Here is a 26,960-nt window from a genome sequence, read left to right as displayed (position 1 = left end):
GAAGCGAGAACTTGTTACATATGGAGTATAGCAATTTAAAAGGAGGCATGTTTGTGAGACACGCGCTCATTACAGCCGGTACGAAAGGTTTAGGAAAGCAAGTAACAGAAAAGTTATTGGATAAAGGATATTCAGTAACAGTAACATATCATAGCGATACAAGTGCTATGGAAACAATGAAAGAAACATATAAAAATATGGAAGAACGTCTACAGTTCGTGCAAGCTGATGTCACGAAAAAGGAAGATTTACATAAAATAGTAGAAGAAGCGATGAGCCGTTTTGGCAAAATTGACTTCTTAATTAATAATGCTGGTCCTTACGTATTTGAAAGGAAAAAATTAGTCGATTACGAAGAAGACGAATGGAATGAAATGATTCAGGGCAATTTAACAGCGGTATTTCATTTGTTGAAACTTGTCGTTCCTGTTATGAGAAAACAGAACTTTGGCCGTATTATTAATTACGGATTCCAAGGGGCAGATAGCGCACCGGGATGGATTTATCGTTCAGCTTTTGCAGCAGCAAAAGTAGGACTTGTTTCATTAACGAAAACAATTGCTTACGAAGAAGCAGAATATGGTATTACTGCGAATATGGTTTGCCCTGGTGATATAATTGGTGAAATGAAAGAAGCAACGATTGAAGAAGCGCGAAATCTGAAAGGTAGTAACACACCAATTGGTAGATCTGGAACAGGTGAAGATATCGCAAGAACCATTTCGTTTTTGTGTGAAGAAGATTCCGATATGATTACTGGTACGATTATTGAAGTAACCGGCGCCGTTGATGTTATTCATAGACATCGATAAAATTAAATAAAGTGAAGTTTCGAATAATTGGACAGTTTATCCTTTATACTGAGAGGTACGGATAATACTGTCCTTTCATGTGAGATTAAATCTATCGGAAAACTTGTATTATTTTTTTGTCAAATATTGAGATATTATGTTAGAATATAAGAGTATAGAAAGCGCTTTAAAAAATGATTCAGGGGTCATTTCATAACTCAAGGGGGAACTAATAATGCGTATCGGTATTCCAACAGAAATTAAAAACAATGAAAACCGCGTGGCAATGACGCCAGCGGGAGCTGTACATTTAGTACAAAATGGTCATGAAGTTTTTGTTCAAAAAGGATCAGGTGTAGGATCAGGCTTTACAGATGAAGAATACGTACAAGCTGGTGCTAAACTTGTTGAAACTGCTGAAGAAGCATGGAATCAAGATATGGTTATGAAGGTAAAAGAGCCAGTTGAAAGTGAATACGGTTATTTCCGCGAAGGTTTAATTTTATTCACATACTTACACTTAGCTCCAGAGCCAGAATTAACGAAAGCATTAATTGATAACAAAGTGGTATCAATTGCATACGAAACAGTACAATTAGACAATCGTTCTTTACCATTACTTGCACCTATGAGTGAAGTAGCTGGTCGTATGTCTGCGCAAATCGGTGCACAGTTCCTTGAGAAAAACAAAGGTGGTAAAGGTATTTTACTTGCAGGCGTTCCAGGGGTGAAACGCGGTAAAGTAACAATTATCGGCGGTGGTCAAGCTGGTACAAACGCAGCGAAGATTGCAGTAGGTTTAGGTGCAGATGTAACAATCATCGACTTAAGTGCAGAACGTCTTCGTCAATTAGATGACATTTTCGGAAACCAAGTAAAAACTTTAATGTCTAATCCTTACAATATTGCAGAAGCTGTAAGAGAATCTGATCTTGTAATCGGTGCAGTATTAATCCCAGGTGCAAAAGCGCCAAAACTTGTAACAGAAGAAATGATTCAATCAATGGAACCAGGTTCTGTCGTTGTAGATATCGCGATTGACCAAGGTGGTATTTTCGAAACAACTGACCGTATTACAACTCATGACAACCCAACTTACGAAAAATATGGCGTTGTTCATTATGCAGTTGCAAATATGCCAGGTGCGGTTCCACGTACATCAACTCTTGCATTAACAAACGTAACAGTACCATATGCAGTACAAATTGCTAACAAAGGCTACAAAGAAGCTTGCCTAGGCAACACTGCATTATTAAAAGGTATTAACACATTAGATGGCTACGTAACATTCGAAGCAGTTGCAGAAGCGCACAGCTTACAATACGCTGATGCAAAAGAGCTTCTTGAAAAAGCTCCTGCTTTATCATAATAGAAATAAAATAAAGACCTTTCCTTTGTAGGAAGGGTCTTTTTGTTTAAACTAATTATCTAATTTCTTCACAATTATCAAGCCGAACATCATTGTGAAGAAAAGAATTCCAAACAAGTAATACAGGGCATACTCTACTCGTATCGTCGAATTTTTGTCAGTAATATATAAAATAAATAGTATCGCAGAGCCGATTAAATGAGAGAGACCGAAAATTTGCGCCATAAGCTTTAAGCCCATTTTTTCAATTCTTTCATCTGTCTCAGGTAATGGGTATTGCTCGGACTCTTTCTTTTTTTTCTTAAAGAATATTCGTTTCACTACTAATAGTACCAAGGCTAAGAGTATGTATACGCTAGCGAATAGAAGGACAGAACGAATCTTTTCTTCATCACTACTATTGAAATAAAGAAAGGCCGATCCTAACACTAAAATAGTAAGATGCGAAGCAAACCCTTGGATAAAATTATTTTTCATTTTTTTCCTCCCCAGTCTTATCTAATTGAAATAAATCCTCCACTTTACAGCCGAAAAACTCACATAATTTCAATGCTAATTCTAAACTTGGGTTGTATTTATTCTTCTCGATAGCGATGAGGGATTGTCTGGTAATTTGAACAGAGGAAGCTAATTGCTCTTGGGTGATGTCTCTAACGACGCGGAATTGTTTTACTTTATTTTTAATCAAATATACAAAGTCTCCTTTTTGTAAATTTGTTACATTTATAATATCCATTTTTAGGTAAAAAGTAAATGAAACTTTACAAAAAGTAAATGAAACTTTACGAGAAATATTGCTTGTTACAATGTATATTTTTGTGATAATTTGGAATTAAACGGAAAATGAAGGTTGATAGAGGGGATTGGGTGTGGAGAACTATGGAAACAGTAAATCTATTAGAACTAACAAAAGATATTAAAGGCCAACATAAAAACTTTGTCGTTTCAAATGTAAATAGTCATTGCTTACGAATCGCTGTATTTACTGGCGAATATGATTGGCACTATCATTCTAATTCGGATGAATTATTTATTGTGCTAGAGGGAGAACTATTGATCGATTTTGAAGATGGAGAAACGGCGGTTTTAAAGCCAAATGATTCTATCTTAATTCCAGCATGCACGATTCATAGAACGAGAGCATTCAAGAGAACGGTAAATCTTTGTTTTGAAAATATAGAGGCTGATACGATTAAAGTGGAGCAATTATGAAAACATTATCTGTAGCCGAGTATAGAAAAATTCTTCCGATTTTAGAAGGTCATACAAGGACAACAACCTTTGCTCATGCGGTATGTGATCAAATGATAGATGGTGAAGTTTTTGCAAACGAGAAGTTAACAGCAGGACTAATTCGTACAGCTAATGGTATCTATTATTTATTTGGTGATACGGATGATCAAAATTATAACGAATATTTATTTGCGTATTTAAAAATGGCTATTGAAAAAACAGAGAAGAGATTTACATTGTTCACTTCGAGTGACGAGTGGGAAATGATGTTAGAAGAGCGTTTTAGTAATGCATTTCGGAACATCCCACGAATGACATTTCAATTTCAAAGAGAAGTTTTTGAAGATAGAAGAATAGAATTAAACAAAAATACATATGAAATTAAACGTATTGATAAAAGTGATATAGAACGAAGTAATGAATTTACAGAGGATTATTACAAAGAATATTGGGGATCAAAAGAAGTGTTTTTAAATAACGGCTTTGGTTTTTGTATAGAACAAGATGGGATGATTGTAGCCGAATGCGTCTCAATATTTAGAGGGAATGGTTTTGCTGAAATTGATATTGCAACACATGAAGCACATAAAGGGAAAGGGTTAGCTCAAGCTGTCGCAACACGTTTCATTGAACAGTGTATACAAAATCATATTACACCATGCTGGGATTGTAATGTAGATAACATTCCCTCACAAAAATTAGCTAGTAAATTAAGCTTCCATAATCCAGTAGAATATGTTTTGTTTGTCCGCAAGAAAATGGGGGAATAAAAGATGAACGTAGAATTAACAAGATTCAAAGTCAAGCCAGGTAAAAGTCATCGCGTAGATGAATGGATGCAGCTTCTTAATGATAATATGAAAGAAGTGCTTTTGACATTAAACGACGAAAAGATGTATGTAGAGACAATTTTCCGGGAAATAAGAGATGGAGAAGAGTACTTATATTGGTATTCTGTGCAAGGAGAAGGCGGGGCTCTTGTCGAAAATTCTCATCATGAAATTGATAAAAAGCATTTAGCGTTTTGGTATGAATGTATTGATGAAGAAACACCGTCTGTTGATATGGAAACAGAAGTTGTTATGATTCAAGATGTTGTGAAGGAAGTAATGAAATAATAGAATAGTATGTTGGAGAGAAGCGCATCAAAATAGATGTGCTTTTTATTTTGAAAAAAATTTTAAAGAAAAGCGATTTTTATGTAGGGTTAAAAGATCCTAAAGATGGTGCGATATTAAATGCGGAAATGGCAAAAAATGTTTTTGGATTTGAAGGAAGTTATTCAAAAGTGAAAGAAGATATGAAAAAAGATATAACAATAAACTCAAAAGAATTTCTATACCAAATGAAGTATTTAGCAAAAAATAGTGAAGGTATACCAAGTGATTATTTTGAACAATATTATAAAGAAATAAAAAACACGAAACCAAAAGACCTACCAATATACGGTATAGTTGTAACAGGGAAAACAGAGGATTTACAAGGTTTACAAGGAGCACCATATATTAAGGCGGCTGTAAGAGGCGTAACAGTTGAGAAATATTGATCACAATTAATTAATGTGAATAATCAGAAAATTTATGTTATAATATGGGAAAAGGAGGCTTATATGAGGCAAATACATGGAGCAATTTATATTTACATAACAATGTTTTTCGTAGGAGCATCTTATGGATTAGGGCATGTGTATTCGCATCCTATATTAACTTTTTTAAGCGGAGCATGTATGGTGTTTGCGTTTCTTGTCCACCTTTTCTCAGTTTGGATCGTGAAATTTCAAATAAATATTAGTGAGATAGAAGAAGGCACTTTTTGAGTGGCCTTCTTTTTTAGTAATAATATTTATGAAGTTCTTGTAGTAATTTTTCAACTTCACGTTCAGTTTTTTTACATATAGACATTGTACGTAATTTGAAAAATAAGCTGCGCAAGAAAGATTTTATATTTCCGTATAGAAATTCATACGAGTCAATATGTAGTGTCGGTTTTTGAACTTGTAATTGAGCTACTAGATCACGAAGGGCTAATATGAGTATTTCTTCCTCCAAGCCATTTTGCAGCATTACGACAATCGGATAAACGAGACGCTCATCTTCTTCATATTTGTAATAAATGGAATGGACACAAACTTTGTTTAATAAAGTTTGTAGTATTTTTTCGTAATGTGAAGTTTCCAGTTTAGGATTATTAACAAGTGCCTCAAATGTATCGGAAGCATGAGCGATACTATGTGCCCAGCCTTGGTCTTGTACATACCCACGGAAATCCTGTTCTTTGTTCATATATAGAATTAATTTATCTTTTACATTTAAAATATCAGTCTGTGATAAGAAATTATGATTTGTATCAGCATCAATAATGAGAGCGATTAATAATGTTGTAAATGCACGGGTAAATACAGCATCGTCTTTATCCGAATGAATCTTATAAAATAAATATTTTTCACTGATGCTTTCTGATAATAGTTTCTGTAAGTGGGTGTGTGAAATATAGTCCTTCTTGATTAGATGATAAAAAGTAGAGTAAATGAGTTTGTCCCTTAAATAGCTATCAGTAACACCGATATGTTGAAGCATACTTGAACTTAAAGAATCAATATTGAGAGCACCATTGATTACGTAATTATTATCACGAATTTCTTCTAACTGTTTTTGTAACATGTAAACCCTCCTGTTTTAGAAAATTCTGTATATTAATAGTATAATGAGAGGAAGAAATAGACAAGAAATAAGTGCTTTTGAATGGGGGGACATTATGAAGAGAGCATTATTCTTTTTTATTAGTATTTTCTTTTTTGGAAGTTGTTCGATTTCGTATGTTACTTTTTCTAGCGAGAGCAAAAGTTGGACGGGGCAATATAAAGGTCATATTAAGGATGACAGTGAAGATGGAATGTTTACGTTTCAGTATAAGGGCGGAGATGGGATGATAAGTATGAAGAGAAGATGGTTTTAAAGCGGAAATAGCGAAGAGTGAGGGATTAAAAATGAATAGAAATATGAAAATTTCTATGCATATATTTTTAAGTGTACTTCTAATCATATTATCAGCGTGTACTACGAAAACAGTAGAGCAAGTAGGAGTAAAAGAAGAATCTAAAGAAGGGTATGTAATATTGAGAAATGGCACAATATTTTTTGACAGTGATAAAACTTTTAAAACAAAAGTAGAGTTGCAAAATTATATGGAACAACAAATGAATAAAGAGCATCCATCACATACAGTCTTGAGTTTTAAGAATAAAGACGCATATAATCAATTAAAAACAGGGGATAAAATAAAAGTATGGTCTTCTCAAACACTTGAGAGTTATCCATCAAAAATGATTGTAGAGAAATTTGAAATAGTAGAGAAATAGAAAAGGCAGCAATTACGCTACCTTTTTTATTATTTCACAAATTGTAATTCTTTCGGGAATTTCGTTAAGATTTCTGATCCGTCTTTTGTGATATAAATATCATCTTCAATACGAACGCCGCCTACGTTTGGTACGTAAATACCTGGCTCGATTGTGAAGACCATACCTTCTCTTAATGGAGACTCGTTACCAGCTTTTACATCTGGATATTCGTGTACGCTAATTCCAAGTCCGTGACCAAGGCGGTGCGGGAAGAAGTCGCCGTAACCTGCATCTGCGATAACAGAGCGAGCAGCGTTATCGATTGCGCCAAATGTAACACCTGGTTTACATGCTTCAACTGCTTGTAGTTGTCCAGCAAGTACAGTGTTGTAAATGCGAGTTTGTTCTTCAGAAATATCACCAAATGCTACTGTACGCGTAATGTCAGAGCAATAACCTTCAATGATTACACCTAAATCAAATAGTACGAAATCGCCGCGTTTCATTTTGTTTGCACCTGGAATACCGTGTGGAAGAGCAGAGTTTGCACCTGCTAATACCATCGTATCGAATGACATTTTATGGATGCCTTTTGTTTTTAATTCATGCTCAATAATTGCTAATACTTCTAGCTCACTACGATTTTCTTTAATTGCATTTACACCAACTTCAACAGCATAATCTGCCATTTTAGCTGCTTCACGTAAAATAGAAAGTTCTTTTTCGTCTTTAATTAAGCGAAGCTCGCGAACTTTCTCTTCAGCTGATTTGAAAGCTGCATTTGGGAATAACTTTGTTAATTCTTCGTAACGTTCTACGTTTAAATGTTCTTTTTCAATTGCAACTGCATTTGCATCAATACCACGATCTTTAATTGCTTTTGCAATCATATCCCATGGTCTGTCCGTATCAGTAAATCCGATAATCTCATGTGCCCAGCCAGCGTTACGTGCTTGACCTTCTTCCATTTTAGGACAAATTAAAATAGGCTCTTTTTCTTGGAATACAAACATACCAAGTAGTCTTTCATGTGGTTCACAGTGGAAGTTTGTCATGTAGAAGACGTTCGGTGTAGAAGTTAAGAACGCAGCTTCTACGTTTTTTTCTTTTAACCATTGCATTAAATTTTCTAATCTAGCATTCATCGATTGGCACCCCCGAGATATTTAATTACAAATATAACTTTACATCGGAGGAAAGCGTTATGACAAGTAAATCGATGTTAGAAAAGACAGGGAATTGAGAAATCATGTAGAATAAAAAGTGAGAATGTGAATAGGGGAGGAATGTAATGATGAAAGTATCGTATCACGGGCATTCAGTTGTAAAGATTGAAACGAATGGAAAAGTTATTTTAATTGACCCATTTTTAACGGGAAATCCGAAAACAGATTTAAAGGCTGAAGATGTAAAAGTTGATGCGATTATTTTATCGCACGGACACGGTGATCATGTTGGGGATACAGTAGCGTTAGCAAAGAACAATAATGCGGTCGTTGTGGCACCGTTTGAATTAGCGACATTTTTAGGATGGCAAGGTGTAAATACACATCCAATGCATATTGGTGGTTCACATGAATTTGACTTTGGAAAAGTGAAATTTACTCAAGCATTCCACGGCTCTAGTTATATTGATGAAGAAAATAAGACGATTACATATACAGGTATGCCAGCTGGTATTTTGTTTACAGCAGAGGAGAAAACGGTATATCATGCAGGAGATACTGCTTTATTCTCTGATATGAAGTTAATTGGAGAACTGAATAATATTGATTTAGCATTTTTACCAATTGGCGATAATTTCACAATGGGGCCAGAAGATGCTGTGTTAGCAGCAAAATGGATAGAGGCGAAAACAGTTGTACCGATGCATTACAATACGTTCCCAGTTATTGAACAAGATCCATATCAATTTGTAGAAAAGCTACAAAATTGTACAGGGAAAGTATTAGAAGCTGGAGAAAGTATTACACTATAAAAAAGAAACCCTTCATTTGAAATGACAAGTGAAGGGTTTTTTATGTGTGTAGTACAGTTTTTAAAGTCTGTATTTGTTTAGCTGATTCTTCTCGTTTTGTACGTGGCTGTTCGGGTGTTTCATTCAACTCCATTGCAACTTTTTTCCCATCTACGAAAGCTAAAAATACAGCACCTACAACCTCTAAAAATTTTTTCATCATGTATTCGCTCCTTTGTTTCATTTCTTGTCTTAATTGTATATGGAATCGGGTGGACAAACTATCGAACGAGATGACAACAGCATTACATTGTTGTAATAGAATGACTGGTGGAATGTAAGGGGTATTTTGTTATAAAAAAAATGGTACAGGCATATAAAGAGAGAGTGTAACAGTTTTGAAAATATAGTATACTGAAAATACAACACATGAAGAATTTAGGGAAAAGAAAGTATGGTGAAACCATTTGGCTACCAAACATAATCAAATTTTAGAACATATTAATAGCCTGCCGGTAGGGCATAAAATTTCTGTGAGGCAAATTGCGAAAGATTTGAGTGTAAGTGAAGGGACAGCTTACCGTGCAATTAAAGACGCAGAAAATAAAGGGTATGTTAGTACAATTGAACGTGTCGGAACAATTCGAATTGAACAAAAGAAGAAAGAGAATATCGAAAAACTGACATATGCAGAAGTCGTTAACATTGTCGATGGTCAAGTACTTGGAGGCAGAGAAGGACTACATAAAACATTAAATAAATTCGTAATCGGGGCTATGAAATTAGAAGCGATGATGCGCTATACAGAAGCAGGGAATTTACTTATCATCGGTAACCGTACGAACGCACATCAATTAGCACTAGAAGCTGGGGCAGCAGTGTTAATTACGGGCGGATTTGATACGGAAGACCATGTGAAGAAATTAGCAGACGAATTAAAGCTTCCAATTATTTCAAGTAGTTATGATACATTTACGGTCGCAACGTTAATTAACCGTGCAATTTATGATCAACTTATCAAGAAAGAAATTGTACTCGTTGAAGATATTTTAACGCCAATTGAAGAAACGTTATATTTAAAGCCAAATGATACAGTACAGCAATGGCATGCGTATAATGAAGAAACGATGCATGGACGTTATCCAATTGTTGATGAAAATAAAAAGGTGTTAGGTATTGTAACTTCAAAAGATATGATTGGTGTCGTGAAAGAAACACCAATTGATAAAGTGATGACAAAGCATCCAATTACGGTGAACGGAAAAATGTCTGTCGCAGCTGCAGCACGTATGATGGTGTGGGAAGGTATTGAGTTACTTCCTGTTGTGGAAGAAGGGAATAAATTGCAAGGGATCATTAGTCGCCAAGATGTACTTCAGGCGTTGCAAATGATTCAACGTCAACCGCAAGTTGGGGAAACAATTGATGACATTGTAACGAACCAATTTATGACGCCGAAAGAAGCGAAAAATGAGCATTTGTATCAATTTTCAGTGACGCCACAAATGACGAATTCAATCGGGACGTTATCTTACGGTGTATTCACAACAATTGTGACAGAAGCAACAAACCGTGTCATTCGTGCGCAGAAGAAGAGCGATTTAATTGTTGAAAACTTAACCATTTATTTCGTAAAGCCAGTTCAAATTGATAATGTTGTATCAGTTCATCCGAAAGTATTAGAAATTGGGCGTAAATTTGGTAAGATTGATGTAGAAGTGCATCATGAAGGTAATGTTGTCGGGAAAGCATTACTTATGGTGCAATTGATCGATAAATAAAAAGATGGAGCAGACCGCTTTGGTTTGTTCCATCTTTTTTGTTTTATTGAGTTTGGAAGTTATTACTAAAGATGTGGAAGAGTTTTAGCGGGAAATATATATAAGGAGAGATGATTGTATAATTAGAAAAAACAGAATATTAATTCGTTTAGAATGTATACTATGATATAATTAGATTGTAAGATAATGGATGTCGGAAGGGGATGCAATATGTCAGCAGAATTACTCTTTTTTGGTGGTATCGCACTCTTTTATTTCCTTGTGATGATACCAATTCAATACTTATACTTACAAGGATTAAATGAAAAAAAGAAACGAACAGGATTATCTCAGCAAGAACTATACAAACAGATGTCTTTTGAAGAAGAACAATTACATTTTCACGTGCAAGGTAATCCCTTTAATATACCATCTGCGTTTGTTGCATATATGATTTTGAAAGTGAAGGGACGTAAAAAAGCATCACAATGTTGATGCTTTTTTACGTTGTTTTATAAGATTCGGCTTCTTTGACTGCTAATGGTAGAAAATGTTTATATTGGCGGAATCCATTAAATGTACTCGCGCTGCCAAGTAAAATAAACAAAACACCAACGATAATGCGTGCAGTTGAAAGTTCTAAAAAGAATTGGTTTATCCCAAAGAATAGGACGAATAAGCCGAGTGCCATTGCGGATTTTCCTGAGAGCCAACCTTTCTCCATTGGACGTTTTGTACGAAAGAACTTTGTTTTGTAGAAGAGGTACAACACAAATGAGATGATAATACAAAAGACGAATATTGGCATAATACACGCTCCCATCGATTGGTATAAAAATAACAATTTAGAAAAAAGAAAAATCTAAACTTTCTAATTTTTATTATAAAGCAATTGTTCGCATGTATGAAATGTTTTCCGTTATAATGGGGGATAAAGTGAAACTTTAATTAGTGTGGGGAGATCCCAAGTACTAATTATTAGCCCTCACCAATCGGGCTTTTACGTGCATTCAGGCTCCAAATTAATTTTGCCCCATTGTTTTTAATACTTTTGAGGTGGGAGTCTTACTACACGTTAATGCGGGATAAAATGAAGAAGTTGAATAAAAAGGAGATTATACATATGCATGAGCAAATTTTAGGAGCAATTAAAGAGTTTGATACAATTATTATTCATCGTCATGTACGTCCGGATCCGGATGCGTTAGGTTCTCAGTGCGGACTTGGTACAATTCTGCAAGAATCGTTTCCAGAGAAAAATATTTATATGGTTGGGTACAACGAGCCTTCTTTAGCGTTTTTACGAGTAATGGATGATATTGAAGATAGTGTATATGAAGATGCACTTGTTATCGTATGTGATACTGCGAACCAAGAACGTGTTGACGATCAACGCTATGCAAAAGGGAAGATGCTAATTAAAATTGATCATCATCCGAATGAAGATCCGTACGGAGATATTACGTGGGTAGATACGACATCAAGTTCTACAAGTGAAATGATTTATGAGTTTTACAGTTATGGAAAAGATAAAGGATTACAGATAACGAAAGAAGCAGCTCGTCTTATTTTAGCGGGTATTGTTGGGGATACAGGTCGTTTCTTATTCCCGAATACAACAGCGAAAACACTTCGTTACGTAAGTGAACTCGTTGACATGGATGTAAAATTCACAGATTTATACAATGAAATGTATAAAACGAAAGAAAAAATTGCTCGTTTAAACGGTTATATTTTACAAAACTTTACGATGGTAGAAGAAGGTGCAGCGTACATTAAATTAACGAAAGAGGTACTAGAAGAGTTTGATGTACTTTCTACTGAAGCATCTGGTGTTGTCGGGGCACTTGGTAATATTGATGGATTAAAGGCGTGGGTTCTATTTTTAGAGGAAGATGATGTTATTCGTGTTCGTCTTCGTTCAAAAGGACCAGTTATTAATAAGTTAGCAATGCAATATAATGGCGGAGGACATCCGATGGCTTCTGGTGCAAAAGCATCTTCTTGGGAAGAAGCAGATCGCCTGTTTGCTGATTTACGTGAGCTGTGTAGATAAAAATTGTATGTTGAACGAAAGAGAAGGAGAGGCACTGAAGCCCTCCTTTTTTTTATTTTTCTTTCTCTATATCAATACTAATTTCAAGTACGGTATCAAAAGAGACTGTGTCTACTTTAAAGCGGTATATACGATCGTAATGTTTGTACGTTTTATTTTCGATGACTTTTTTGAGCAGGTCTTTATTTTTTGCGATGCTTTGAATGTTTTTCGTTAAAAGATGCTGGAGATCATTATGGATAGAAGTGGTCATGTTTTCAAGTGTAAGATTGTCTAAATCATATTTTTTTCGATTTATAATTTTTATTTTGATTTCTTGAATTGTTAAGAGCCGTTTATTTTCTGTGTTCAATTTCTCTTGGTCTTCGAGAAGGACGTGGAGTTTTGCTTCTTGTTTTTCGATAATTTCTTTTTGTTCTGCTATTTTACTAGTTTGTTCTTCTTGAAAAACACCGTATATGTACAAAAAAACAAACCAGCTCAAAACTCCTCCAACAGCAGCGCCAGCTAAAACTAAATACCACCTTTTGGCTGTATTGGCACTGGGTACTCTCATACATGTTCCTGTGTAAGCCATTTAATAATAATAAGACCAGTTTGCATACCGCCAGTTGCAAAAAAAATAAGGAGAATTTGTTTTACGATATCTTTCATATCTCCACCAAAGAAGCTTCTTTCAAAGCTATAAAAGGTATCGAACGTTCCGCCAATTGCTGCAACGAGTGCCCAAATTCTTAAATTTTGGGCGAATTGATTAATATAAGTTAGAGTTGGTTTTCCGATGAGAAATGCACCAAATCCGCCTATTAATGAACCACCAAGTATAACTCCAAAGGCAATAAAATAACTAATAATAAGCAGAGAGAAAAAAGTATGTTCTCTTACATCCATCGTCATTCCCCTTTCTTCTTCATATATATGGACAAAGTATGAGAAGTATGTTTTGATTTCCGCTTTCCTCATCACCTATAATAAAAGTAGTCACATAGGTAAAGAGAGGGTACAACAGTGAAGTTTGTGCATTTACAATGTCAAACCGTTTTTAGTTTATTAAAAAGTGCTTGTAAAATTGATGAGCTTGTCATTCGGGCGAAAGAGCTTGGATTTTCATCGCTGGCCATTACAGATGAAAATGTTATGTATGGAGTTATTCCGTTTTATAAAGCATGCAAGAAAAATGGTATACAGCCTATTATCGGCTTAACAGCTTCTATTTTTAGTGAAGAAGAAGAAAGGTCTTATCCACTTGTCTTACTTGCTGAGAATGAAATAGGCTATCAAAACTTATTAAAAATCTCTAGCAGCATTATGACGAAGTCAAAAGAAGGTATCCCGAAGAAGTGGCTTGCTCATTATGCGAAAGGGTTAATTGCAATTTCACCAGGGAAAGATGGAGAGATTGAACAGCTATTATTAGAAGACAAAGAGAGTCAGGCTGAAGAAGTAGCTCATACGTATCAAAATATGTTCAGCAATTTTTATATAAGTTTGCAGCATCATGCAATTCAAGATGAACTGCTTTTACAAGAAAAACTGCCTGAATTTATTAATAAGGTAAACGTTCCAGTCGTTGCAACAAATGATGTTCGCTATATTAATCAAAGTGACGCACTTGTTCATGAATGTTTATTATCTGTTGAAGGCGGAACGAAAATGACTGATCCAGATAGACCGAGAATGAAAACGGATCAGTATTATTTAAAGTCATCGGATGAAATGGGAGCACTATTTTCTCATGCTGAGGAAGCGGTTCAAAATACAATAACAATCGCGGAACGTTGCCAAGTAGAAATTCCTTTCCATGTAAATCAATTACCGAAATTTCCTGTTCCATCTAACGAGACGAATGATACGTATTTGCGCCGTGTTTGTGAAGAAGGCTTGCAGAAACGCTATGGTACGCCGAAAGAAGCGCATATAGGACGTTTGGATCATGAATTAAATGTTATTTCTCGTATGGGATTTAGCGATTATTTCCTCATCGTATGGGACTTTATGAAATATGCACATGAAAATCATATTTTAACTGGGCCAGGCCGTGGATCGGCAGCTGGTTCACTCGTTTCTTACGTATTGGAAATTACAGATATTGATCCGATTGAATATGAATTATTATTTGAAAGGTTTTTAAACCCTGAACGTGTGACACTTCCAGATATTGATATTGATTTTCCAGATATAAGACGTGATGAGATGATTCGATATGTGAAAGATAAATATGGTCAGCTTCGTGTTGCTCAAATTGTAACGTTCGGAACTCTTGCAGCGAAAGCCGCAATTAGAGACATTGCTCGTGTAATGGGGCTCCTTCCAAGAGATATTGACATATTTTCAAAACTTATCCCATCAAAGCTTGGTATAACGTTAAGAGATGCATATGAGGAATCGCAATCGCTCCGTGAGTTTATACAAGGGAATCTGTTACATGAGCGTGTGTTTGAAATTGCAAAACGTGTAGAGGGATTACCGCGTCATACGTCTATTCATGCAGCTGGCGTTATTATGAGCCAAGAACCGTTAACGGGAAGTGTAGCGATTCAAGAAGGGCATAACGATGTTTATGTTACGCAATATCCAGCTGATGCATTAGAAGAACTTGGATTGCTCAAGATGGACTTTTTAGGCTTACGTAATTTAACGTTACTTGAAAATATTATAAAATTTATTGTTGAAAAAACTGGGAAACAAATTGATATAAGAAATTTACCTCTGCAAGATGAAAAGACGTTTCAATTGTTAGGAAGAGGGGATACAACAGGTGTATTCCAGCTTGAATCAGGTGGTATGCGAAATGTACTTCGTGGGTTAAAACCGAATGAATTTGAAGACATAGTCGCTGTTAACTCGTTATACAGACCAGGACCGATGGAACAAATTCCAACCTTTATTGAATCGAAGCATGGGAAAAGACAAATTGAATATTTACATCCGGATTTAAAGCCGATTTTAGAAAGAACATACGGCGTAATTGTATACCAAGAACAAATTATGCAAATCGCATCGAAGTTAGCTGGATTTTCGCTTGGAGAAGCGGATTTGCTGCGCCGTGCAGTGAGTAAAAAGAATCGTGATATTTTAGATCAAGAACGTAAGCATTTTGTTCAAGGTTGTTTGGAAAACGGATACGATGAGACATCTTCAGAACAAATTTATGATTTAATTGTAAGATTTGCGAATTACGGTTTTAACCGAAGTCACGCTGTAGCTTACAGTATGATCGGATATCAGCTTGCATATTTAAAAGCAAATTATACGCTGGAATTTATGACTGCGTTATTATCAAGTGCAATTGGAAATGAAGATAAGATTGTGCAGTATGTACGAGAAACGAAGCGGAAAGGTTTTCACGTTTTACCGCCGTCTCTTCAGAGAAGTGGTTACAACTTCCAAATAGAAGGGAATGCGATTCGATATAGTTTACTTTCGATTCGGAATATCGGGATGGCTACCGTGACGGCATTACTCGAAGAACGAGAGGAAAAAATGTTCGAAGATTTATTTGAGTTTTGTCTTCGTATGCCATCAAAATTTGTAACAGAGCGAAATTTAGAAGCGTTTGTCTGGTCTGGTTGTTTTGACGGTTTTGGTGTTTCGAGGACGACGTTATGGAGAAGTCTTAAAGGAGCGTTGGAGTATGCAAATCTTGCACGTGATTTTGATTTAGGGGATGCTGTTCCGAAATCAAAATACGTACAAGGAGAAGAGCTATCCTTTATTGAACAGTTAAATAAAGAGAAGGAAGCACTCGGTTTTTATTTATCTAGCTATCCGACAGCGCAGTATGCGGAACTAGGAAAAGAATTAGAAATTCCATCTCTTGCTCAGGCGATGCGACATAAGAAAAAAGTACAAAGAGCGATCGTATATATAACAAGTGTGAAAGTTATTCGTACGAAAAAGTTGCAAAAGATGGCGTTTATTACATTCTGTGATCAAAATGATGAAATGGAAGCCGTTATTTTTCCAGAAACGTATATACATTTTTCAGACAGGTTACAAGAAGGTGCAATCGTTTTAGTTGATGGTACGATCGAGCAAAGAAATCATAAGTTGCAATGGATCGTGAATGGACTATATCCGCTAGAAGAAATGGCTGTTTATGAAGGGATGAAAGAAGCGTCTGTTTACGTGAAATTGCCGTCTCAATATGAAAAAAAGCTTGTAAATCAAGTTACGAAAATATTGTTTGATTATTCAGGTTTTACGAAAGTACTAATTTATTATGAAAAGGAACATAAAATGGTACAATTATCTCGAAGTTTATCGATTCATCCAAGTGAAGAATGTCTAGGAGCACTTCGTAAAATTGTCGGTGACGAAAATGTCGTTGTGAAAATATAATGGACAATTTCCCTACACTTCGATTATTATAGTAGTAGTGTTCGTGGTCAGACCACTTGGAGAAATTGATATCAGCAAGCATAATTTGAGGAGAGTGGATAGTTTGTCAACACTTCGTGAAGAAGCACTTCACATGCATAAAGTGCATCAAGGAAAATTAGAAACTGTATCAAAAGTAAAAGTAGAAAATGCAAAAGATTTAAGTCTTGCATATTCTCCAGGGGTTGCAGAGCCTTGTAAAGAAATTTATGACGATAAAAGTAAGGTATATGAATATACAATGAAGGGAAATATGGTAGCAGTTGTGACAGATGGAACGGCTGTACTTGGTCTTGGTAACATTGGACCTGAAGCATCTCTTCCAGTAATGGAAGGTAAAGCTGTATTATTCAAGAGCTTTGCTGGTGTAGATGCATTCCCGATTGCCTTAAATACAAACGATGTAGATAAAATTGTTGAAACTGTAAAATTAATGGAGCCAACTTTTGGCGGTGTAAACTTAGAAGATATCGCAGCGCCAAACTGCTTCGTTATTGAAGAACGTTTGAAAAAAGAGACAAACATTCCAATATTCCATGATGATCAACACGGAACAGCTATCGTAACAGTAGCAGGCCTTGTGAACGCGCTGAAGTTAGTTGGAAAGAAAATGTCTGACATTAAAGTTGTCGCAAATGGTGCAGGTGCAGCAGGTATTGCAATCATTAAACTTTTATATCGCTATGGTGTACGTGACGTTATTATGTGTGACCGTAAAGGTGCAATCTATGAAGGTCGTCCTGTCGGTATGAATCCGGTGAAAGATGAAGTTGCAAAATATACAAATAAGAGTCGTATAGAAGGTTCTTTAGCTGACGTTTTACAAGGTGCGGACGTATTCATTGGTGTATCTGCAGCAGGTGCATTAACTGAAGAGATGGTTCGTACAATGAATGACGATGCAATTATTTTTGCAATGGCGAATCCGGTTCCAGAAATTATGCCAGAATTGGCAAAAGCAGCGGGCGCAGCTGTTGTTGGAACAGGTCGTTCTGACTTCCCGAACCAAGTAAATAATGTACTAGCGTTCCCAGGTATTTTCCGCGGTGCACTTGATGTACATGCGACACAAATTAATGAAGAAATGAAGATGGCAGCTGTACAGGCCATTGCAGAGCTTGTATCAGAGGATGAGTTGAATGCAGATCATATCATTCCAGCACCATTTGACGCGCGTGTAGCGCCTCAAGTAGCGGCTTACGTTGCGAAAGCAGCAATGGAGACAGGAGTAGCTCGCCGTCAAGTAGATCCAAATGAAGTCGCTGAGAAAACAAAACAATTAGCGCTGATTGGTAAAGAATAAGCGAGGAATTTCCATTGACATCATCAAATACAAAAGTATATCTCGAAATTGTAAAAAAAATCCGTTCCATTATGGAAGAGGATTGTTTAGTAGCAGGAGATCGTTTGCCATCTGAGCGTGAGTTAAGTTCACGCTTAAATGTTGGACGTTCCTCTGTAAGAGAAGCATTACGTGCGTTAGAGCTGGTAGGATTAATTGAAACGAGACGTGGTGAGGGAACGTTTATTCGAAACTTTTACGATAACGGTCTTGTACAATTAATTGCTCCGTTCTTGCTGCAAGATGAGAAAACAATTCGTGATTTATTACAAACAAAACGATTGCTTGAGAAAGATATGATTCGACTTGTATGTAATTTACCGAAAGAAACGTTTTCTGAAGTACTAAGTAAATTACACCAAGTGCTTGAAGAAAACGAAAGCTCAATTCCGGTGCTTCATCAAACGTTCTTTAAAACACTTATTGAACAATTCAATAATTATTTACTCTATCGCATTTGGATGATCGTAAATGATTACGTTGCAACTCTTTCTTGTGAAGTTTCAGGAGATTCTATCGAAATGTATAGAAAGCTTTATGCTACTTTGGAAGCGAAACAAGAAAATGATGCGTTAAAAATTTACGATGAATTAGTAGAGAATATACAGTTTCACTCGTAATGTATAAAATTTGTCGAAATGACCATGACACGTTATGACAAACATTCTACCGCATAGCGGTTAAAGTTAAACGTAAAGAGAGAGGTTATTAGACAGATTGAGAAGATAAGGCTAACATCAAACATTGGTGTTAGCCCCATTTTCTTCTTACGCTAACCTTAGCTCTCAATGAAGGGGGTCAAATTGTGCTAAGAGATTTATTCGTGAAAAAGAAAAAGTACGCTGCAATACCTTCAGAACAAGTACGAAAAGATGTACCAGATGGCGTTATGACAAAATGTCCGAAATGTAAAAAAATCATGTATACGAAAGAGCTTCTTAAAAATTTAAAAGTATGCGTGAATTGTGGATATCATCATCCGATGAATGCATGGGAACGCCTTGATAGTATATTGGACGAAGGTTCATTTCGTGAGTATGACAAAGAGATGGTTTCACTAAATCCACTTGAGTTTCCGGGATATGAAGAGAAACTAGAAAACGATCGTAAGAAGACTAAATTGAATGAAGCGGTTGTAACTGGTGAAGGAACAATTGATGACATGCTTGTTGTTGTTGCAGTAATGGATTCTCGTTTTCGAATGGGCAGCATGGGCTCTGTTGTAGGAGAGAAAATTGCCCGTGCGGTTGAAAAGGCATACGACTTACAAGTTCCATTTATTATCTTTACTGCTTCGGGTGGTGCTCGTATGCAAGAAGGGATATTAAGTTTAATGCAAATGGCAAAAACAAGCGTAGCTTTGAAAAAGCATAGTAATGCAGGAGGGTTATTTATTTCTGTTATGACTCACCCAACGACGGGCGGGGTTTCAGCGAGTTTCGCTTCACTTGGTGATTACAATCTTGCAGAGCCAGGTGCACTTATCGGATTTGCTGGTAGACGCGTAATTGAACAAACAGTGCGTGAGAAACTGCCGGAAGATTTCCAAACGGCAGAATTTTTACTAGAGCACGGTCAATTAGATGCGGTGGTGCATCGTGATGATATGAGAGAATCGCTCCGTAAGATTTTAGAAGTTCATCAAGGGGGGGAAATGGCTGTATGGCAGAGCTAGAATTTGAAAAACCAGTTGTTGAGCTAAGAAATAAGATTCGTGAACTGAAAGACTATACGAAAAACAGCCAGATGGACTTCAGTGAGGAGATTCGTATTTTGGAAGACAAGCTAGAAAAACTAGAGGAAGATATATACGGCAATATGAAAGTATGGGACCGTGTTCAAATTGCTCGTCATGCAGAACGACCGACAACGCTCGATTATATTGAGCACTTATTTACTAATTTTTTTGAATGTCATGGAGATCGTCTATTTGGCGACGATGCAGCGATTGTCGGCGGCATTGCGAAATATAAGGGGATGCCCGTAACTGTAATTGGGCACCAACGCGGAAAAGATACGAAAGAAAATATTCGTCGTAATTTTGGGATGCCTCATCCAGAAGGATATCGAAAAGCACTGCGTCTAATGAAACAAGCGGAAAAGTTTAATCGTCCCATTATTTGTTTCATCGATACGAAGGGAGCTTATCCTGGTAAAGCAGCTGAAGAACGTGGACAAAGTGAGGCAATTGCCCGTAATTTATTTGAAATGGCGGGTTTAACTGTACCTGTTATTTGTATCGTTATCGGTGAAGGTGGTAGTGGTGGTGCGTTAGGTCTTGGAGTAGGAGATTACATTCATATGCTGGAAAATTCCACTTATTCTGTTATTACACCAGAGGGTGCGGCGGCGATTCTTTGGAAAGATGCTGGTAAAGCAAAAGAAGCTGCAGAAGCGATGAAAATTACAGCATTAGATTTGAAAGAATTAGGTGTAATTGACGAAATTATTCCAGAGGCAAAAGGCGGAGCACATCGTAATGTTTTGAAACAATCAGAAAATATAGATTTAATGCTTAAGAAAACTTTTGAACAATTAAGCGGAATTTCGAAAGATGAATTAATCGAAAAACGTTATGAAAAATATATGAAAATTGGGCAAGTTTCGTTTTCAAACGCTTCCATTGGGATAAAATAAGAAAAGCGTGCGTTCCTCTTCGCGAATGCACGTTTTTATTATGAAAAGACACATCTTCTCCATTGTGTTTTTGTATTTTTTCGTGTTATTTTATTATAAGGCAAATAATCTTTATGAGGTGAGTACAAATGAAACGTATTGGTGTATTAACAAGTGGTGGAGATTCACCTGGTATGAATGCTGCCATTCGTGCAGTTGTTCGTAAAGCGATTTTCCATGATATTGAAGTATATGGTATTTACCATGGATACGCTGGTTTAATTTCTGGTCATATTGAAAAATTAGAACTTGGTTCTGTTGGCGATATTATCCACCGTGGTGGTACAAAATTATATACAGCAAGATGTCCTGAGTTTAAAGACCCAGAAGTACGACTAAAAGGAATCGAGCAATTAAAGAAACATGGTATTGAAGGACTTGTCGTTATTGGTGGAGATGGTTCGTACCAAGGCGCAAAAAAATTAACTGAGCAAGGATTCCCATGTGTAGGTGTACCAGGTACAATCGACAATGATATCCCTGGAACAGACTTCACAATTGGTTTCGATACAGCTTTAAATACTGTTATTGATGCAATTGATAAAATCCGTGATACAGCTACATCTCATGAACGTACATATGTTATCGAAGTAATGGGACGTCACGCTGGAGATATCGCATTATGGGCTGGTTTAGCTGATGGTGCAGAAACTATCTTAATTCCAGAAGAGAAGTATGACATGGATGATGTTATCGCTCGTCTAAAACGCGGTAGTGAACGTGGTAAAAAGCACAGTATTATCGTTGTAGCTGAAGGTGTTGGAAGTGCAATTGACATCGGTAAGCACATTGAAGAAGCAACAAGCTTTGATACTCGTGTAACTGTATTAGGTCACGTACAACGTGGTGGATCACCAAGTGCACAAGACCGTGTATTAGCTAGTCGTCTTGGCGCAAGAGCAGTTGAATTATTAATTGCTGGTAATGGCGGACGTTGTGTTGGTATTCAAAATAATAAACTTGTTGATCATGACATTATCGAAGCGTTAGCTCAAAAGCATACAATCGATAAAGATATGTATCAATTATCTAAAGAATTATCTATCTAATCGGCTTAATGCCTTGTATTTGGGAACGGTTTCATAATTTTCGGAGGTGCAATATGCGTAAAACTAAAATTGTATGTACTATAGGTCCTGCTAGTGAAAGTATTGAGAAATTAGAGCAATTAATGGAAGCGGGTATGAACGTTGCTCGTTTAAACTTCTCTCATGGTAGCCATGAAGAGCATGGAGCTCGTATTAAAAATATTCGTGAAGCTTCAAAGAAAACTGGTAAAACAGTTGGTATCTTACTTGATACAAAAGGTCCAGAAATCCGTACACATGACTTCGTAGACGGACAAGCTGAGCTTGTAACAGGTGCAGAAGTAATTCTTTCTACTGAACAAGTATTAGGAACTGCAGAGAAGTTCTCTGTATCTTATGCTGGTCTTTATGATGATGTTGATCCAGGTTCTCGTATTCTAATCGATGACGGTCTTATCGAACTAGAAGTAATCGAGAAAGCTGACGGAAACATCCGTACAAAAGTATTAAACAGCGGAACTGTAAAAAATAAAAAAGGTGTTAACGTACCAAACGTAAGCATTAAGCTTCCTGGTATCACTGAAAAAGACGTGCAAGATATCGTTTTCGGTATCGAGCAAAAAGTTGATTTCATCGCAGCATCTTTCGTACGTAAAGCATCTGACGTATTAGAAATTCGTGAATTATTAGAAGGGCATAACGCTCAATACATCCAAATTATACCGAAAATCGAAAACCAAGAAGGTATCGACAACATCGATTCAATCTTAGAAGTTTCTGACGGTTTAATGGTTGCTCGTGGTGATATGGGTGTAGAAATTCCACCAGAAGAAGTACCGTTAGTACAAAAACGTCTAATCAAAAAATGTAACGTATTAGGCAAACCAGTTATTACTGCAACACAAATGTTAGATTCTATGCAACGTAACCCACGTCCAACTCGTGCGGAAGCAAGTGACGTAGCAAACGCAATCTTCGATGGCACAGATGCAATCATGCTTTCTGGTGAAACTGCAGCGGGTCAATACCCAGTAGAATCAGTAACAATGATGGCGAACATTGCAGTACGTGTTGAAAAATCATTACAATACGAAGATATGTTCAAAAAACGTATTAAAGAGTTCACTCCAACAATTACAGATGCAATTAGCCAATCTGTTGCGCATACAGCACTTGCTCTTGATGTAGCTGCAATCGTAGCTCCAACAGAAAGTGGACATACTGCGAAAATGATCTCTAAATACCGTCCGAAATCTCCAATCGTAGCTGTAACATCTGACGAGCAAGTAGGACGTCGTCTTGCACTTGTTTGGGGTGTTCAAGCATTTATGTCTGAGAAACGTGCAGCTTCTACTGACGAAATGTTAGATACAGCAATTCAAACAGGTATGGATGCGGGTCTAATCGGACTTGGAGATACTGTAGTAATCACTGCTGGTGTTCCAGTTGCTGAAACTGGTACAACAAACTTAATGAAAATCCACGTTGTTGGTGAAAAAGTTGCTAAAGGGCAAGGGATCGGTCGTAAATCTGCAAAAGGTAAAGTAGTTGTAGCGAAAACAGCTGCTGAAGCTGTAGCGAACGTAAACAAAGGTGATATCCTTGTTACAACAAGCACAGATAAAGATATGATTCCTGCAATTGAAAAAGCTGCTGCTCTAGTTGTAGAAGAAGGCGGTCTAACAAGCCATGCAGCTGTTGTAGGTGTATCAATCGGTATTCCTGTTATCGTTGGTGTAAACGGCGTAACAACAACTTTAAAAAATGGCCAAGAAGTAACAGTTGATGCAGCACGCGGAATTGTTTATAATGGACATGCGGAAGTGCTATAAGAAGTAATACGGAGAGAAGGATCGGAGTCCTTCTCTTTTTTTTACACAAAAAAGGATAGAGATAGCTTTAAATACCTGAAATCGCTTTGAAAAACGTTTATTATAACGTTTAGTGGAAGAGGGTTATTTGTCCTTTATGAAGCTTGTATGGGCGTTTTAAGGGGCTTATAAGGGGTTTTGCAAGGGTGATACTTTCAAACCTTTTAAATGAAATGTGAAGGAGTGCGAGCTATGAAGTGGTTACTGTTCTTACTTATTTTAGTGCCGGCGATTGAGATTACGGTGTTAATAGGGTCGAGTCATGTAATAGGTTTATGGTCTACGTTCGCTATGATTGTATTTACGGGTATTGTGGGTGTATATTTGGCGAAACGACAAGGGTTTAAAGTACTTAGAGAGATTCAATTTAGGTTAAATAGAGGAGAAATGCCGGGTGATGCGGTTCTAGATGGTATTTTTATATTCGTAGGAGGTATTCTTTTAGTACTGCCTGGATATGTGACGGATATAATAGGTTTTATCTTTGTTGTTCCTATAACGAGGGCTTTATTGAAGCCGGCTGTTATGAAGTGGATTGATTGGAAATTTAGAAAGAGAACTACTATTATTGTTCAGAAATAACGCGTAGATTATAGCGATCTACGCGTTATTTTTTTATTTGCTATTTATAGTCAATTGTTAGCTTCCTGCTCGGGTTGGATTTTTGTTAGTTATTAAGCGATAGGATGCAGAGGGTTCTTGTGAATGAAAAGTGTTACATTAGGATGATGTTTTTTGCTTGTAATAAGATTCGACTAGTGAGCAGAAGTTAGACAGGAGAAGAAAAATTACTGATTAAAGGGTTCACCTGCCTTATTTTGTATATTTATTCATTTACATAAAAAGTAATAAATGTAAGTAATAATTATGAAATATATAGAATAAAAATGTATTTTTCCCCTAAAATATGCGTTTCCATGCAAAAAAATAAGAGGATTATCCTTTTTTAGGAAATTCTCTTATAGATGTAGGTAGTACAAAAAAGTACAGTGAATAATCAGTGGGAATTTCCCACTGATTACAGTTGATTTTTTATTGTGTATGAATTAGGAAATATTATTTTGATGGTGAACCCTTAATGAATTTCCATAAGTCGTGGAATACATGAGCTTTGTGTAATGTATTAAGTAGTACTAATATGACTGGACCGATGATTAATCCTAAAAAACCAAAGAGCTTAAAGCCGACAAATAGAGCGATGAGTGTCGCTAATGGATCTAGTCCAATATTAGATGAAAGTACTTTTGGCTCCATGATTTGTCTTTGGACAATCACGACGATGTATAGGATGAGAAGACCGATGGCGAATGCAGTATCGCCTGTGAAAAATACGTATATAACCCAAGGAACGAAGACGGCTCCAGTTCCTAAATACGGGAGTAAATCTACAACCCCTGTAATAATCGCGATAGTAATTGCGTATGGCACGCGTAATATTAAAAGGCCGATTAGTACAATGATAGTTGTCATAGATACGAGTGTAAGTTGCGCTTTAACAAAACCAAACAAAGCTTTTCTTAAATCGACAAAAATAGTTTTTCCGTATCCATGCACACGATTAGGTAGAAGTTTTCTTACTTTATGAGCAAGACGGTGCCAATCGTAACTAATGAAGAAGGTGGCTAATAAGACGAAGACAAGGACAGTTAAAGTTGTTGGTAATGCACTAATGAAATTTGTTAACCCACTTATAATGGCGGTTAAAAGTTCTTTCATTTGTGTCGTTGCTTCGGTGCCTAAGTTTTGAATGTTTTGTGTAATAGTGTATCGCTGTGGTTCTCCGAGATGATTAAATTTAGAGATTAAATCATCATAGAGAGGCATAATATGGTTAAGTGCAAATTGTTGGGCGAATGCAACGATATCTGGAAACTTTACTGTAACAATTTGTAGTAAGTACGTTGTGGCAGATATTGCTTCAGTTACAAGGTATGTAACAAGTCCAACGATAGCTCCGAATACGAGAATTAAGCTAACGAGTACCGCTAATGCGCGAGGGAATTGTAGTTTTTGATTAAGGAAATTGACGACAGGATTAATCAAATAAGCGAATGCAAAAGCGATAATAAAAGGGTAGATAAGGCCTGACATGTACAGCAATGCATAGAACCCAACTACCGTTGCTACAATGACAAATATGAGTCGTAATATCATATATAGTAAGTTTCGGTTCAAAGATGTATACCTCCCATTCCAATTTGGATTATCCTAATTCGTTCAACTTATAACTAGTGAGATTCACTGATCAAAGTTTCACTTTATGTTATAGTGGAATGATGGATTTTTCCTGCTTTTTCAGTATATGAGTGACCGGAAAAGCTTGGTGTTGATGCTTCTACTATATGGTAAAAACTTCATTTTCTCTTCTTTTTATTTTACCTGTTTCTTAATAGAAAAGAAAGGAGAGACGACCGTTTTTAAAAATGTATACATGCTTAAATTTTTGATGGTTAGAGTTTCAGTTTGTCATTTTAAAATATGAAAAAAATGAAGTGGTTATTGTTGCATATACATCGATATAGCATGTATAACGATAGGTTTAAAGGTATTTTTGTTTGGAAGTGAGTTCATTATTTTCAGAAAGGAAGTGTAATCATGATTAGTCAGTCAACGTTATTTTTATTCATACTACTTATTATAGGACTAATTGCTAAAAACCAATCGCTTACTGTAGCTGTTGGAGTGTTATTTTTATTGAAGTTTACGTTTTTAGGAGATAAAGTCTTTCCTTATCTACAAACGAAAGGGATTAACCTTGGTGTAACAGTCATTACAATAGCGGTGCTCGTACCGATTGCGACAGGGGAAATAGGCTTTAAACAACTCGGAGAAGCAGCGAAATCGTATTATGCATGGATTGCTTTAGCCTCAGGTGTGGCGGTCGCTTTGTTAGCGAAAGGCGGCGTACAATTATTGACGACGGACCCACATATTACAACCGCACTTGTTTTTGGGACAATTATAGCTGTAGCTTTATTTAATGGAGTTGCTGTAGGTCCATTAATTGGGGCTGGAATTGCCTATGCAGTTATGAGTATTATACAGATGTTTAAATGAGGAATTTTATAGTAATATAAAATTTTTGAATTCTTTCTGTTCACAAAAGTCAGATAATTGTTTATAATAGGATTAGAAACTTTGAAAAGTTACATAACAG

General features: G+C 36.4%; 29 protein-coding genes and 2 pseudogenes. 22 read left to right on the top strand and 9 right to left on the bottom strand.

Translation table 11 applies throughout. The annotated features are described in order from the left end of the window. Positions 1 to 20: 20 nt before the first annotated feature. Complete coding sequence (locus tag DET63_RS02305; RefSeq protein WP_113935727.1) at positions 21 to 812, top strand: SDR family oxidoreductase; 792 nt, start codon at positions 21 to 23, stop codon at positions 810 to 812. A gap of 214 nt (positions 813 to 1,026) precedes the next feature. Then, a complete protein-coding gene (ald, locus tag DET63_RS02300) occupies positions 1,027 to 2,160 on the top strand; it encodes an alanine dehydrogenase (protein WP_098635277.1) in 1,134 nt (377 codons plus the stop codon). A 51-nt stretch (positions 2,161 to 2,211) separates the two neighbouring features. Here the strand turns inward: ald and DET63_RS02295 are convergent, their stop codons facing one another. Continuing rightward, positions 2,212 to 2,637, bottom strand: coding sequence for a hypothetical protein (locus tag DET63_RS02295; protein ID WP_113935726.1), 426 nt, complete (start codon positions 2,635 to 2,637; stop codon positions 2,212 to 2,214). After that, complete coding sequence (locus DET63_RS02290) at positions 2,627 to 2,896, bottom strand: helix-turn-helix transcriptional regulator (RefSeq protein WP_002088966.1); 270 nt, start codon at positions 2,894 to 2,896, stop codon at positions 2,627 to 2,629. The genes DET63_RS02295 and DET63_RS02290 overlap by 11 nt, the downstream gene beginning before the upstream one ends. A 143-nt stretch (positions 2,897 to 3,039) precedes the next feature. On the opposite strand from DET63_RS02290, the gene DET63_RS02285 reads away from it, so the two are divergent. From DET63_RS02285 to DET63_RS02265, 5 genes and pseudogenes are all read left to right on the top strand, one after another. Next, positions 3,040 to 3,372: a cupin domain-containing protein gene (locus DET63_RS02285; protein WP_113935725.1), complete on the top strand. Its 333-nt coding sequence runs from the start codon at positions 3,040 to 3,042 to the stop codon at positions 3,370 to 3,372. Further along, the gene (locus DET63_RS02280) at positions 3,369 to 4,163 is read left to right on the top strand and encodes a GNAT family N-acetyltransferase (protein WP_113935724.1); all 795 of its coding nucleotides are present in this window, start codon (positions 3,369 to 3,371) and stop codon (positions 4,161 to 4,163) included. Before DET63_RS02285 ends, DET63_RS02280 begins: the two co-directional genes overlap by 4 nt. Before the next feature lie 3 nt (positions 4,164 to 4,166). Continuing rightward, positions 4,167 to 4,511 carry a DUF6176 family protein gene (locus DET63_RS02275; protein ID WP_002067488.1) on the top strand — a complete coding sequence of 115 codons (345 nt, stop codon included), beginning with the start codon at positions 4,167 to 4,169 and terminating at the stop codon, positions 4,509 to 4,511. A 65-nt stretch (positions 4,512 to 4,576) separates the two neighbouring features. Then, a pseudogene (locus DET63_RS02270) lies at positions 4,577 to 4,939 on the top strand (anti sigma factor C-terminal domain-containing protein); the annotation flags it as partial. Positions 4,940 to 5,002: 63 nt separating this feature from the next. Further along, a complete protein-coding gene (locus DET63_RS02265; RefSeq protein ID WP_002129372.1) occupies positions 5,003 to 5,209 on the top strand; it encodes a hypothetical protein in 207 nt (68 codons plus the stop codon). A gap of 13 nt (positions 5,210 to 5,222) precedes the next feature. Here the strand turns inward: DET63_RS02265 and DET63_RS02260 are convergent, their stop codons facing one another. Then, the gene (locus DET63_RS02260) at positions 5,223 to 6,053 is read right to left on the bottom strand and encodes a DUF2785 domain-containing protein (protein ID WP_113935723.1); all 831 of its coding nucleotides are present in this window, start codon (positions 6,051 to 6,053) and stop codon (positions 5,223 to 5,225) included. 94 nt (positions 6,054 to 6,147) lie between these two features. On the opposite strand from DET63_RS02260, the pseudogene DET63_RS02255 reads away from it, so the two are divergent. Both DET63_RS02255 and DET63_RS02250 read left to right on the top strand, forming a co-directional pair. Next, positions 6,148 to 6,333: pseudogene (locus tag DET63_RS02255) on the top strand (hypothetical protein); the annotation flags it as partial. A 46-nt stretch (positions 6,334 to 6,379) separates the two neighbouring features. Beyond that, complete coding sequence (locus tag DET63_RS02250; RefSeq protein ID WP_113935722.1) at positions 6,380 to 6,751, top strand: DUF3221 domain-containing protein; 372 nt, start codon at positions 6,380 to 6,382, stop codon at positions 6,749 to 6,751. Positions 6,752 to 6,780: 29 nt separating this feature from the next. Here DET63_RS02250 and pepQ read toward each other — a convergent pair whose 3' ends face one another. Beyond that, positions 6,781 to 7,878 carry a Xaa-Pro dipeptidase gene (gene pepQ, locus DET63_RS02245; RefSeq protein WP_113935721.1) on the bottom strand — a complete coding sequence of 366 codons (1,098 nt, stop codon included), beginning with the start codon at positions 7,876 to 7,878 and terminating at the stop codon, positions 6,781 to 6,783. 149 nt (positions 7,879 to 8,027) lie between these two features. Here pepQ and DET63_RS02240 point away from each other — a divergent pair, with 149 nt between their 5' ends. Further along, complete coding sequence (locus DET63_RS02240; protein WP_113935787.1) at positions 8,028 to 8,711, top strand: metal-dependent hydrolase; 684 nt, start codon at positions 8,028 to 8,030, stop codon at positions 8,709 to 8,711. 40 nt (positions 8,712 to 8,751) lie between these two features. Here DET63_RS02240 and DET63_RS30105 read toward each other — a convergent pair whose 3' ends face one another. Next, positions 8,752 to 8,913 (bottom strand): hypothetical protein, encoded by a 162-nt coding sequence (locus DET63_RS30105; RefSeq protein WP_088034667.1) that lies wholly within the window; start codon positions 8,911 to 8,913, stop codon positions 8,752 to 8,754. 244 nt (positions 8,914 to 9,157) lie between these two features. Between DET63_RS30105 and DET63_RS02235 the strand changes: the two genes are divergently transcribed. Both DET63_RS02235 and DET63_RS02230 read left to right on the top strand, forming a co-directional pair. After that, positions 9,158 to 10,471, top strand: a complete 1,314-nt coding sequence (locus tag DET63_RS02235; protein ID WP_002088951.1) for a CBS domain-containing protein — start codon at positions 9,158 to 9,160, stop codon at positions 10,469 to 10,471. Between the two features lie 210 nt (positions 10,472 to 10,681). Continuing rightward, positions 10,682 to 10,945 carry a DUF3949 domain-containing protein gene (locus DET63_RS02230; RefSeq protein ID WP_113935720.1) on the top strand — a complete coding sequence of 88 codons (264 nt, stop codon included), beginning with the start codon at positions 10,682 to 10,684 and terminating at the stop codon, positions 10,943 to 10,945. Between the two features lie 7 nt (positions 10,946 to 10,952). Here the strand turns inward: DET63_RS02230 and DET63_RS02225 are convergent, their stop codons facing one another. Beyond that, positions 10,953 to 11,258, bottom strand: coding sequence for a YtpI family protein (locus DET63_RS02225; RefSeq protein WP_113935719.1), 306 nt, complete (start codon positions 11,256 to 11,258; stop codon positions 10,953 to 10,955). A gap of 315 nt (positions 11,259 to 11,573) precedes the next feature. Here DET63_RS02225 and DET63_RS02215 point away from each other — a divergent pair, with 315 nt between their 5' ends. Continuing rightward, the gene (locus DET63_RS02215; RefSeq protein ID WP_219303655.1) at positions 11,574 to 12,506 is read left to right on the top strand and encodes a DHH family phosphoesterase; all 933 of its coding nucleotides are present in this window, start codon (positions 11,574 to 11,576) and stop codon (positions 12,504 to 12,506) included. A 52-nt stretch (positions 12,507 to 12,558) separates the two neighbouring features. Here DET63_RS02215 and ytrI read toward each other — a convergent pair whose 3' ends face one another. Beyond that, positions 12,559 to 13,062, bottom strand: coding sequence for a sporulation membrane protein YtrI (gene ytrI / locus DET63_RS02210; protein WP_002088948.1), 504 nt, complete (start codon positions 13,060 to 13,062; stop codon positions 12,559 to 12,561). Continuing rightward, the gene (locus DET63_RS02205) at positions 13,059 to 13,472 is read right to left on the bottom strand and encodes a YtrH family sporulation protein (protein WP_002015507.1); all 414 of its coding nucleotides are present in this window, start codon (positions 13,470 to 13,472) and stop codon (positions 13,059 to 13,061) included. The genes ytrI and DET63_RS02205 overlap by 4 nt, the downstream gene beginning before the upstream one ends. 42 nt (positions 13,473 to 13,514) lie before the next feature. Between DET63_RS02205 and dnaE the strand changes: the two genes are divergently transcribed. From dnaE to DET63_RS02165, 8 genes are all read left to right on the top strand, one after another. Then, positions 13,515 to 16,847 carry a DNA polymerase III subunit alpha gene (dnaE, locus tag DET63_RS02200; protein WP_113935717.1) on the top strand — a complete coding sequence of 1,111 codons (3,333 nt, stop codon included), beginning with the start codon at positions 13,515 to 13,517 and terminating at the stop codon, positions 16,845 to 16,847. A 133-nt stretch (positions 16,848 to 16,980) separates the two neighbouring features. After that, the gene (gene ystJ / locus DET63_RS02195; protein ID WP_161793975.1) at positions 16,981 to 18,189 is read left to right on the top strand and encodes an NADP-dependent malic enzyme; all 1,209 of its coding nucleotides are present in this window, start codon (positions 16,981 to 16,983) and stop codon (positions 18,187 to 18,189) included. A 14-nt stretch (positions 18,190 to 18,203) separates the two neighbouring features. After that, on the top strand, positions 18,204 to 18,848 hold the full coding sequence (locus DET63_RS02190; protein ID WP_113935716.1) for a FadR/GntR family transcriptional regulator: 645 nt from the start codon (positions 18,204 to 18,206) through the stop codon (positions 18,846 to 18,848). 185 nt (positions 18,849 to 19,033) lie between these two features. Next, positions 19,034 to 19,903, top strand: coding sequence for an acetyl-CoA carboxylase, carboxyltransferase subunit beta (gene accD / locus DET63_RS02185; protein WP_002015500.1), 870 nt, complete (start codon positions 19,034 to 19,036; stop codon positions 19,901 to 19,903). Beyond that, positions 19,891 to 20,865: an acetyl-CoA carboxylase carboxyl transferase subunit alpha gene (gene accA / locus DET63_RS02180; protein ID WP_000818787.1), complete on the top strand. Its 975-nt coding sequence runs from the start codon at positions 19,891 to 19,893 to the stop codon at positions 20,863 to 20,865. The genes accD and accA overlap by 13 nt, the downstream gene beginning before the upstream one ends. A 128-nt stretch (positions 20,866 to 20,993) precedes the next feature. After that, on the top strand, positions 20,994 to 21,953 hold the full coding sequence (gene pfkA, locus DET63_RS02175; RefSeq protein ID WP_000821164.1) for a 6-phosphofructokinase: 960 nt from the start codon (positions 20,994 to 20,996) through the stop codon (positions 21,951 to 21,953). 53 nt (positions 21,954 to 22,006) lie between these two features. Beyond that, a complete protein-coding gene (pyk, locus tag DET63_RS02170) occupies positions 22,007 to 23,764 on the top strand; it encodes a pyruvate kinase (protein WP_002088940.1) in 1,758 nt (585 codons plus the stop codon). 231 nt (positions 23,765 to 23,995) lie between these two features. Next, positions 23,996 to 24,385 (top strand): FxsA family protein, encoded by a 390-nt coding sequence (locus DET63_RS02165; RefSeq protein WP_002088939.1) that lies wholly within the window; start codon positions 23,996 to 23,998, stop codon positions 24,383 to 24,385. A 474-nt stretch (positions 24,386 to 24,859) separates the two neighbouring features. Here the strand turns inward: DET63_RS02165 and ytvI are convergent, their stop codons facing one another. Then, complete coding sequence (gene ytvI, locus DET63_RS02160) at positions 24,860 to 25,978, bottom strand: sporulation integral membrane protein YtvI (RefSeq protein ID WP_002088938.1); 1,119 nt, start codon at positions 25,976 to 25,978, stop codon at positions 24,860 to 24,862. 420 nt (positions 25,979 to 26,398) lie between these two features. Between ytvI and DET63_RS02155 the strand changes: the two genes are divergently transcribed. After that, positions 26,399 to 26,860 carry a DUF441 domain-containing protein gene (locus DET63_RS02155; RefSeq protein WP_002112200.1) on the top strand — a complete coding sequence of 154 codons (462 nt, stop codon included), beginning with the start codon at positions 26,399 to 26,401 and terminating at the stop codon, positions 26,858 to 26,860. Positions 26,861 to 26,960 lie beyond the last annotated feature (100 nt).

The organism is Bacillus sp. DB-2 (genome assembly GCF_003315125.1).
GTDB classification, from domain to species: domain Bacteria; phylum Bacillota; class Bacilli; order Bacillales; family Bacillaceae_G; genus Bacillus_A; species Bacillus_A mycoides.
This window is presented reverse-complemented; position numbering and strand designations above follow the sequence as displayed.